Raw genomic sequence first — 8,044 nt, 5'->3', positions numbered from 1 at the left:
GAATTAAAAAACGGACACGGGTACGATACGGCATCGACTGCGGGTCATTTGGCATGGAAATTCAAGGTGCTACAACGATATTCGCTGTCAATTTAAAACGGATATTAAAGCTATTAAACGAAAATAAATAAGGAATAGAGACAGAAATAAGGCACTTCCTGTTCAAAATTGAACAAGAAGTGCCTTATTTTTATCTGAGAAAGGTTCGCTTTTATGAAAACGTAAGTTTTTCAGTGCCCTCCATTTAGTGAGATCTCTTTTTTTGCCTTTATATCAAATGCTGAGGGAGGCATAATAGCCAATTTTATTAGCAGAAGTGATTCAGTATTTACATCCATATTATAACGTTCGACTGGGCGTTTTTCTGGAGCGTCCGTTGAGCCACCTTCTTTAGGGTCTCTTGTTATGCAAAAGTGCAGTGCTAACGTCGCGATAGCGACACGCTAGTAGTTATGAAGACGTTATCTCAGGACTTGATGCACAATTTAATGGTAAAACCCTTTTTGTGCATAAATAGGGGAATTTCACATTGAAATATAACGTTCAGGCAGCCGAAATAAACAACTAGGAGGAAAGTGGTTATTTATCGTTTAAGGAAGGCTAAAGTAAAAACGATAGAAAAAGAGCAGCCTCAAATGGAGGCTGCTCTTTTTTCTGTCTAATTTTAGTGTAATTTTGGTGGGTATCCGCTATTAATAACAGTCATAATTACGAACCAACCGAATACTGCAGCACTTAATAAGTTGAAAACAACGCTTAAAAGATTCTTTTCTTTAAGTGCTTGGAATGTACCGACTACAGCTAAAATAGCAACTAGACCAAAAATAACCATTAATAAGTTCATTAGAAATTGACACTCCTTTCGACATCAGAAAATGAATGTCGTAAACAATATTCCTCCTTAATTGTAAACGTTCTACCTGTTTTTGTCGAGAACTAATATAGACTAAACTATGAACATTTATCGTCAAATTGTGGCAAAGGCTGTATAATTAAAATAGAGGTGATAACAATGATAAACGTACGAAGTTATTCTCTTGGACCTGTCCAAACGAATTGTTATATCGTATCGAATAAAAATAAGGAATGCTTAATATTTGATCCAGGAGAAGAAGCGGATCGAATCATCAAGGCTATTCGCAGTAACAATCTTAAACCACTAGCCATCTTTTTAACACATGCACATTTCGATCATATCGGTGCAGTGGACGCTGTCCGCGAGGCTTTTAATGTTCCAGTATGGATTCATGAAAAAGAAGTAAGTTGGTTAGGAGATCCAACAAAAAATGGCTCTAGTAAATACGCAGCATTACCAGAGTATATTGTCGGTGCCCCAGCTGAAGAAAATATTATAAAAAAAGAACAGTTATTTGAAATAAGTGATTTTTATTTTAAAGCAATTTTTACACCAGGACATTCACCAGGTAGTATTTCATATATATTTGAAAATGATGGCTTTGCTATTGTTGGTGATACACTATTTGAACAAGGTGTAGGTCGTACAGATTTACTTGGAGGCTCGACAAAAGTATTACTTACATCCATTCATGATAAGCTATTGACACTACCTGAGGATACTATTATCTACCCTGGTCATGGGAACTATACAACGGTCGGTGCAGAAATGGAGACAAATCCTTTCTTGAATGGTTTTTAACATTTGGCGATAATTAAATGGTTCATCATCATAGCAAGGGTTGATTTCCGTTCCGGCTAGGGCTTTATAGCTGACGCTTCGCTTTCGCACAGAGCAAAGCTTTCTAGGGGGCGTCCGATGAGCAGCTTCACTCGCGTAGCCAGTGTCTCATCTATGACGCTGATTCTCAAGGAGTCGACTAGCCTCTACTCCAATCAACTTAGACTTTGGTGATGGACTTAGAAAATTTATACAGATACACTCATTTATGATAAAATAAACATAGGTGATGTAAATGGAATTATTATTGCTATTATCGCTTATTACTGATTTTAGTTATTTAGTACAACATAGTCCATTTATTAAAGTATACATTTATACTATTTTTGATAAAATTACTGTCATTGACGCGGATCTTGACGTATCAATTGATTTAACTGTCAATGTCAATTTCGAAAGTAAAATTTATCCTTCTCACATGTTTCTTAATAAATGGTTGAGAAAAGTAATTTACAGTAAATCAGATAATGACGAAGAATTAGTGTCCCTTTTATAAGAAAAATTATTATAAAAGGGGAGCAATTAATTAATGTTTGAATTTATAACACAACCACTGACAAATTTGCTTGATATTTTCTTTAATTTTACGGGGAGCTATGTATTTGCCTTAGTGATTATAACAGTGCTAATACGCTTAATTTTGATGTATCCAAATTATAAATCTTTTAAATCCCAACTAGCAGTTACACAAAAGTCGCTAGGTAATAAGGAAAAATTAATAGAGCTACAATCAAACTTAAGCAAGGCTAAAACAGATGAAGAACGTAAAGAATATCAGTTGCAAATCTCTCAAATAATGATGGAAAACTTTTCAGGTATGAAAATAGGTTGTTTAACAGCGTTGATTCAATTTCCAATTTTAAGCGGACTGTATTATACCATTACAAAAAGTAATGCCATCCAGCATGAGAATTTCTTCTGGTTTAATCTAGGGTCTGCAGATATTTTTATGACAATTATCGCAGGTTTAACGATGATGATTCAAATTTTTATGTCAGTTAAGCTATCTGATAATAGCCATCCGCAAAAGAAAATAATGATATTTATGATGCCGTTGACGATTGTCATTTCTTCAATTTTCATGCCATCAGCCATCCCATTTTATTGGACAATTTCATCTTTGTGGGTGATTTTACAGAGCTTTGTGTTTAATAAATTAAAGCCTAAATTAACTTAATAAATGGAAAAAATCCCCCTAGTATTTTATAGGATAGATAGAATAAACCATAATCTAACCTATTTAATGCAAAGGGGGATTTTACTATGTTTTCATAATTGATGATCTATAATTTTTGCATAAAAAAGCATGTCTCATACTCAATGAGACACGCGTTTTTCTTTGTATTAATGACCGCCACCAGGTACGTGAATAAATGTTGTATAGTACGTGAAGCCAGCAAAGAATACAGTTAAATATGCTCCGAAAATGTACATGTACATACGTTCTGAAAGGTTTAAGAAGCCTAATAATAAGAATAAACCTGTATTACCTAAGAATAATAGCGATACTTCGTTCATACCACCAAGGTAGAACATGACTGCAAAAATACCTGTCCAGAATGCCATAACTTTATACATATTATCCATGAAGATTTCCCCTCCTTTTGCCCACGACACAATAATCTCATACTCATTATAAATGATTTGAAAGGTATCTGTAAACTGGAACTTCTCCTTCTTTGTGACAAACAATTGGATATTTAAAAATTAACTATCAATTTCTGTCACGTTTATTTCATACTTACATAAATCACAATTATGTATCATGCTATCAATTTGTACAAATTCATTGCTTGCATATAACGCATCAACCTGTCCTTTTAAATAGGATTCATGTAAAGAACAAACAATTTCTGAATGATTAGAAAGCTGCTCATGGAATGGACAATTAAAAATGGAGAAAGTCACACTTTTACCATGCTCTGTTTGTTGTACATGTGGAGTATAGCCAATTAATGCTGCATTGTCAGTTAATAATTGGAGCTTTTGTTCGAAGGAAAGGGTATTATTTAGTTGTAACTCAGCATTTACATAATTTTTCATTTGTTGGTAGCCGTCTTGGTAGCTTATTTCCTGGCATTTTTCTATTGCAGATGGTCCTAATTCTTGAATTAACTGGATTGTCCATTTTAATAGTCGATCTTCATCCCGTCTCGGGAACGTTAATGATACACCTTTATCTGAGGCCTTATAAACACGCCCGGGTCTACCACCTTTCCCTGTTTTGGCAAAATCAGCTGTAATGATATTTATTTCTGAGAGCTTTGTTAAATGTAGCCGTGCAACATTTGGATGGATGCCAAATTTATCAGCGATATTTTGGACCGTTACAGTTTTCTTCTCTTGCAGTATGTACTCATAAATAGAATATCTAGTTTCATCGGCCAATGTACTAGTAATTTTTAATGGATTGATCATTTGCTTCACCTCTATGTATTTTTTGAAATTTTTGCTGTTCTACCAAGTGTAGGAAAAAAATCATGTTAATTCTATTATATTGCATTATCGAAAAAGATACAGTTCCTTTAGTCATAAATATTAACTTTTTCATAAGATTATGTTCATAGTTAGTGGAAATTTGCATGTTATCCACATTTTTATAGCAAAAAAACATGTTTGACAGGAAAATTTATATCAAATTTTTATTTTAAGAAAAGGGCTTTTCACTTAACAGCTTCCTATTTATACTAGGAAATAACGAATAGCGCGGTCATATTCGAGTAAACCAGAAGAGGGGTGCGAATATGCAAAATATTGAAACGGTTGTTGAGCAAAAATGTGAGCAACTTTTATTAAAATCCTACCATTTCGGTGCATCAGATTTATTATTAGTTCCAGAACGTGAACAATACCGTATATATTTTCGAAAATATGATAAGCTGCTCCAAGCTGGTGAATTACCGAACGAGCTTGCAGAGCGAATGATTTCCTATTATAAATTTTTAGCGGCATTAGATATTAGCGAGCGACGCAAACCCCAAAGTGGCTCCTTCCAAAAAACGATGGAACAAGATCAATATGCCTTTCGTGTTTCTACACTTCCCTCAGTATTTTTAAAAGAAAGCTTAATTGTCCGACTGCTTCTACAAAATCATGCATTCCCACTTACTTCCTTATCCTATTCCGAATATGTAGCAGAAATGTTAATGGAACTAGTGAAACATCAACAAGGGCTTCTATGTTTCACAGGTGCGACGGGCTCTGGTAAATCTACATCCTTATATTCTTTAATTCATTACTGTTCGACAGAGCTTAATCGACATGTCATTTCCTTGGAGGACCCTGTAGAAAATAACCAAGCTAACCTTTTGCAGATTCAAGTAAACGAACGAGCGGGCGTTACATACGCTACAGGACTAAAGGCTATTTTACGCCACTCACCTGACGTCATTATGATAGGTGAAATACGTGATAAAGAGACTGCAAAAATTGCAATCGAGGCAGCTTTAACAGGTCATTTAGTGATGTCGACCATTCATGCGAAAGATTCGATAAACTGCCTTTATCGATTTATTGATTTAGGCATTTCAGTGGAAGAACTTCGTCAAACTGTAGTGGGTATTGTTGCTCAAACACTTTTCCAATCACCAATAGTCCAGGAAGAACGCCGTGCATTGTTTGAAATATTAAGCGATGTTCATCTTCAAATGGCTATTAAAGCAATTATGCAAAAAACTAGCTTTGAGTTACCGTATGATTTAACGCTTACGGGGCAAAAAGAACTGTTGGAGAGTCAAATCTATGCGAATACGAAATTTTTTTGAAGGAATTCGATTAGATTACAAAAAGGCGACAAAATGGCGAGTAAGGGAGCAAGCTCATTTTTTTAGCAGATTAAGCGTGTTAATGCAGGAAGGGTATTTATTCCCACAAGCTATTTCTATTCTATTACCCCATCATATTGAAGCGCATGAAGAAATACAAAAGCTAGTCAATGAAAGACTGAGGCAGGGTGCCGGTGTTTTAGGAGTTTTTGAAGCGTTGCAAATTCCAAAGCAGCATTTAGTAGCTATTACAGTTGCCGAAAACAATGGACATATGATTGAGACCTTAAAAGGTGTGGCAAAGCAAATGGCTTTAAGTGAATCGACGAAGAAAAAATTAATGAAGCTACTCTTTTATCCAGTAGTGCTCATTCTATTTTTGATGCTGTTGTTTTTAGTGTTTCGCACCATTTTCTTTCCTAATATAGAAAAAATGGTGACAAGTCGAACTACTGGTACAGAGGAGGCAAGCATTGCTTTGTCAAAAGTATTATTGCATTTTCCTGATGCTTTAATTGTCGTAGGAATAGCAGTAATTTGTAGTATTTTCTTTTTTCACCTTTATCTCAAGCGCTGTCCGATTGCTCACAGGCTAAATATTATCCTGAAAACGCCATTAATTCGTATATATATTCGAATGTCTTTGACGAGACAATTTGCTGCTTATTTAGGAAGTCTACTCCAAAGTGGTTTTTCTTTACAGGCAAGTCTACAAATTTTAGAGGAACAGCAACTTCAACCGTTTCTACAGTATTTGGCACGATGTATAAAGGAGCGTGTTGTTTTTGGGGATACGCTGACACAAGCTGTTCATTTGATGACGGTTTGGCAGATGGATTTCTCAACATTTGTTGAACATGGAGAGCAAAGTGGCTATCTAGGAAAAGAGCTAGTACTGTACAGTGAATTATTGACAGAAAAGCAAGAGCAACTATTGCATAAAGTCCTTGCGTTTGTGCAACCTACCTTCTTTATCATTATCGCAATGTGCATAGTTGCTGCCTATGTAAGTTTATTATTACCAATATATCATATGATTGAACTAGTATAGGAGGATAATAATGAAACGGATAAAGCAGCAAGCTGGATTTACATTGGTCGAAATGCTCATAGTTTTGTTAATTATTTCCGTTTTAATTTTAATAACAATCCCAAATGTTACGAAACATTTTGCCACCGTCGATGAGAAGGGCTGTAAAGCGTATATCTCTATGGTGCAGGGGCAGGTAGAGGCGTACCGCGTAGATTTTATGACTTATCCAACTATTGAAAATCTGGTAGAAAAAGGCTATTTAAAGAAGGGTGAAACGACCTGTCCTAATAAAGAAGAGATAATGATTACTAATGATGGAGAGGTACGATTGATTTCTTCTAATAATGGCTCTGGTAACTGATGGATACTATAAAAAGTGAGCGTGGTGTTACGTTTGTTGAAATGCTCAGTGTATTATTTATCGTTATGTGTTTGTCAGGGATTGTCATAAAGTACTCGGTTAAAGCTGAGGAGACTAGGGAGATTGAGCGATTTTTCACACAAATTCAATTAGATATACAATATATACAAACGTATAGTATGCACAAAAGAGAATACATTTCGATAAAGTTTGAGGGCTCATCAAAAAGATATATCATTAAAAAGGATTTTTATACAGAATTATATGAACGACCTTTTCCAAAAGGGGTTGAGGTCGTTCTTTCTTCAAGTTCAATTAACACGATTATATACAATTACAATGGAAACGTCATGACCCCAGGGACTGTTTATTTTAAAACGCCTCAAGGTACTAAAAAGGTTGTGATTACGTTAGGACGAGGGAGATCGAGAGTTGAATGAATCTGGTTATTCATTTGTAGAAACGATTTTATCAATAGTCATTGTTATGTTATTATGCACGACATTAATACCGATCAGCTACATGATGAAGTCGACTCTTTATAACAAGAAGTTAGAAGTTATCGCAGCTGAAACCGCCTATGAAGGCTTAAAGCGTTATCGCTACTTACAGCAAACTGAAGGCACTAATACCGTTGAAAATGTAGATTTCCAATGGTCTATGAATGGGCAGGGGATATGTGTAAGTTTTCAAAATATACGGGAATTACGTAAAAAATGTATACAACTGACAGGTGATGTCGATGAATGAACGAGGCTATACATTAGTAGAAGCGATATTTCAATTAGTTGTTTTTGTGCTTATTGCACACCTTGTTGTGTTCATTATGCTTTGGTTTGCAGAAATGAAAACAACCGTACTATCTGATGAACAATCGAAGTGGGAGCTTTTTGTTTATGATTTGAATATGTATTTAAATGATATTTCTTCATTTACGATTCGACAAGACCAAAAGAGAATAACCTTCCAGAAAGGGAATGCTATTCATAATATTGATTGTTATAGCAATTTAATTCGTGAACAAGTAAATGGTGGTCATGTACCAATGCTAATTGGTATTAACAAATGTCAGTTCCAATTTGAAAAAGATATGTTAACAGTAGCTGTTGAACTTCCAAGTGGTATCAAAAAGGAGCGAACTTTCTATGTTCCAGTTATTGAAAAGTGACAGAGGGGCTATATTTTTAATC

The 8,044-nt window shown here is 35.0% G+C and carries 11 protein-coding genes; 8 read left to right on the top strand and 3 right to left on the bottom strand.

The window, feature by feature from the left end:
- Nucleotides 1-664: 664 nt before the first annotated feature.
- On the bottom strand, nucleotides 665-844 hold the full coding sequence (locus ACIQ7N_RS03060; protein WP_132356740.1) for a DUF2759 domain-containing protein: 180 nt from the start codon (nucleotides 842-844) through the stop codon (nucleotides 665-667).
- A gap of 168 nt (nucleotides 845-1,012) precedes the next feature.
- On the opposite strand from ACIQ7N_RS03060, the gene ACIQ7N_RS03055 reads away from it, so the two are divergent.
- Together ACIQ7N_RS03055 and yidC are read left to right on the top strand one after the other, a co-directional pair.
- Nucleotides 1,013-1,657 (top strand): MBL fold metallo-hydrolase, encoded by a 645-nt coding sequence (locus tag ACIQ7N_RS03055; RefSeq protein WP_402930218.1) that lies wholly within the window; start codon nucleotides 1,013-1,015, stop codon nucleotides 1,655-1,657.
- A gap of 568 nt (nucleotides 1,658-2,225) precedes the next feature.
- Nucleotides 2,226-2,873, top strand: a complete 648-nt coding sequence (gene yidC, locus ACIQ7N_RS03050; RefSeq protein ID WP_402930217.1) for a membrane protein insertase YidC — start codon at nucleotides 2,226-2,228, stop codon at nucleotides 2,871-2,873.
- A gap of 167 nt (nucleotides 2,874-3,040) precedes the next feature.
- Here the strand turns inward: yidC and ACIQ7N_RS03045 are convergent, their stop codons facing one another.
- Nucleotides 3,041-3,283 carry a DUF2626 family protein gene (locus ACIQ7N_RS03045; RefSeq protein WP_004231035.1) on the bottom strand — a complete coding sequence of 81 codons (243 nt, stop codon included), beginning with the start codon at nucleotides 3,281-3,283 and terminating at the stop codon, nucleotides 3,041-3,043.
- Between the two features lie 120 nt (nucleotides 3,284-3,403).
- Nucleotides 3,404-4,114 (bottom strand): helix-turn-helix transcriptional regulator, encoded by a 711-nt coding sequence (locus ACIQ7N_RS03040; RefSeq protein ID WP_402930215.1) that lies wholly within the window; start codon nucleotides 4,112-4,114, stop codon nucleotides 3,404-3,406.
- Nucleotides 4,115-4,440: 326 nt separating this feature from the next.
- Between ACIQ7N_RS03040 and comGA the strand changes: the two genes are divergently transcribed.
- The 6 genes from comGA to comGF are packed head-to-tail and all read left to right on the top strand — an operon-like array spanning nucleotide 4,441 to nucleotide 8,022.
- The gene (gene comGA / locus ACIQ7N_RS03035; protein WP_402930212.1) at nucleotides 4,441-5,460 is read left to right on the top strand and encodes a competence type IV pilus ATPase ComGA; all 1,020 of its coding nucleotides are present in this window, start codon (nucleotides 4,441-4,443) and stop codon (nucleotides 5,458-5,460) included.
- Nucleotides 5,438-6,511 (top strand): competence type IV pilus assembly protein ComGB, encoded by a 1,074-nt coding sequence (gene comGB, locus ACIQ7N_RS03030; protein WP_402930210.1) that lies wholly within the window; start codon nucleotides 5,438-5,440, stop codon nucleotides 6,509-6,511. Before comGA ends, comGB begins: the two co-directional genes overlap by 23 nt.
- 10 nt (nucleotides 6,512-6,521) lie before the next feature.
- The gene (comGC, locus tag ACIQ7N_RS03025; RefSeq protein WP_402930208.1) at nucleotides 6,522-6,854 is read left to right on the top strand and encodes a competence type IV pilus major pilin ComGC; all 333 of its coding nucleotides are present in this window, start codon (nucleotides 6,522-6,524) and stop codon (nucleotides 6,852-6,854) included.
- Nucleotides 6,854-7,294, top strand: coding sequence for a competence type IV pilus minor pilin ComGD (gene comGD / locus ACIQ7N_RS03020; RefSeq protein ID WP_402930206.1), 441 nt, complete (start codon nucleotides 6,854-6,856; stop codon nucleotides 7,292-7,294). Before comGC ends, comGD begins: the two co-directional genes overlap by 1 nt.
- A complete protein-coding gene (locus ACIQ7N_RS03015) occupies nucleotides 7,287-7,604 on the top strand; it encodes a hypothetical protein (RefSeq protein WP_402930204.1) in 318 nt (105 codons plus the stop codon). The genes comGD and ACIQ7N_RS03015 overlap by 8 nt, the downstream gene beginning before the upstream one ends.
- Complete coding sequence (gene comGF, locus ACIQ7N_RS03010; protein ID WP_402930202.1) at nucleotides 7,597-8,022, top strand: competence type IV pilus minor pilin ComGF; 426 nt, start codon at nucleotides 7,597-7,599, stop codon at nucleotides 8,020-8,022. Before ACIQ7N_RS03015 ends, comGF begins: the two co-directional genes overlap by 8 nt.
- Nucleotides 8,023-8,044 lie beyond the last annotated feature (22 nt).

Origin of the sequence: Lysinibacillus sp. NPDC095746 (assembly GCF_044763535.1) — a bacterium.
In the GTDB taxonomy this organism is placed as follows: Bacteria; Bacillota; Bacilli; order Bacillales_A; family Planococcaceae; genus Lysinibacillus.
Note: the sequence above shows the minus strand (reverse complement) of the source record. Positions and strands in the feature narration are given on the sequence as shown.

Bases quoted from the DNA above. Each gene is read 5' to 3' on its own strand.
- comGA (WP_402930212.1), top strand. From the start codon at position 4,441: ATGCAAAATATTGAAACGGTTGTTGAGCAAAAATGTGAGCAACTTTTA.
- comGC (WP_402930208.1), top strand. From the start codon at position 6,522: ATGAAACGGATAAAGCAGCAAGCTGGATTTACATTGGTCGAAATGCTC.
- ACIQ7N_RS03040 (WP_402930215.1), bottom strand. From the start codon at position 4,114: ATGATCAATCCATTAAAAATTACTAGTACATTGGCCGATGAAACTAGA.
- ACIQ7N_RS03045 (WP_004231035.1), bottom strand. From the start codon at position 3,283: ATGGATAATATGTATAAAGTTATGGCATTCTGGACAGGTATTTTTGCA.
- ACIQ7N_RS03060 (WP_132356740.1), bottom strand. From the start codon at position 844: ATGAACTTATTAATGGTTATTTTTGGTCTAGTTGCTATTTTAGCTGTA.
- comGB (WP_402930210.1), top strand. From the start codon at position 5,438: ATGCGAATACGAAATTTTTTTGAAGGAATTCGATTAGATTACAAAAAG.
- comGD (WP_402930206.1), top strand. From the start codon at position 6,854: ATGGATACTATAAAAAGTGAGCGTGGTGTTACGTTTGTTGAAATGCTC.
- ACIQ7N_RS03055 (WP_402930218.1), top strand. From the start codon at position 1,013: ATGATAAACGTACGAAGTTATTCTCTTGGACCTGTCCAAACGAATTGT.
- comGF (WP_402930202.1), top strand. From the start codon at position 7,597: ATGAATGAACGAGGCTATACATTAGTAGAAGCGATATTTCAATTAGTT.
- yidC (WP_402930217.1), top strand. From the start codon at position 2,226: ATGTTTGAATTTATAACACAACCACTGACAAATTTGCTTGATATTTTC.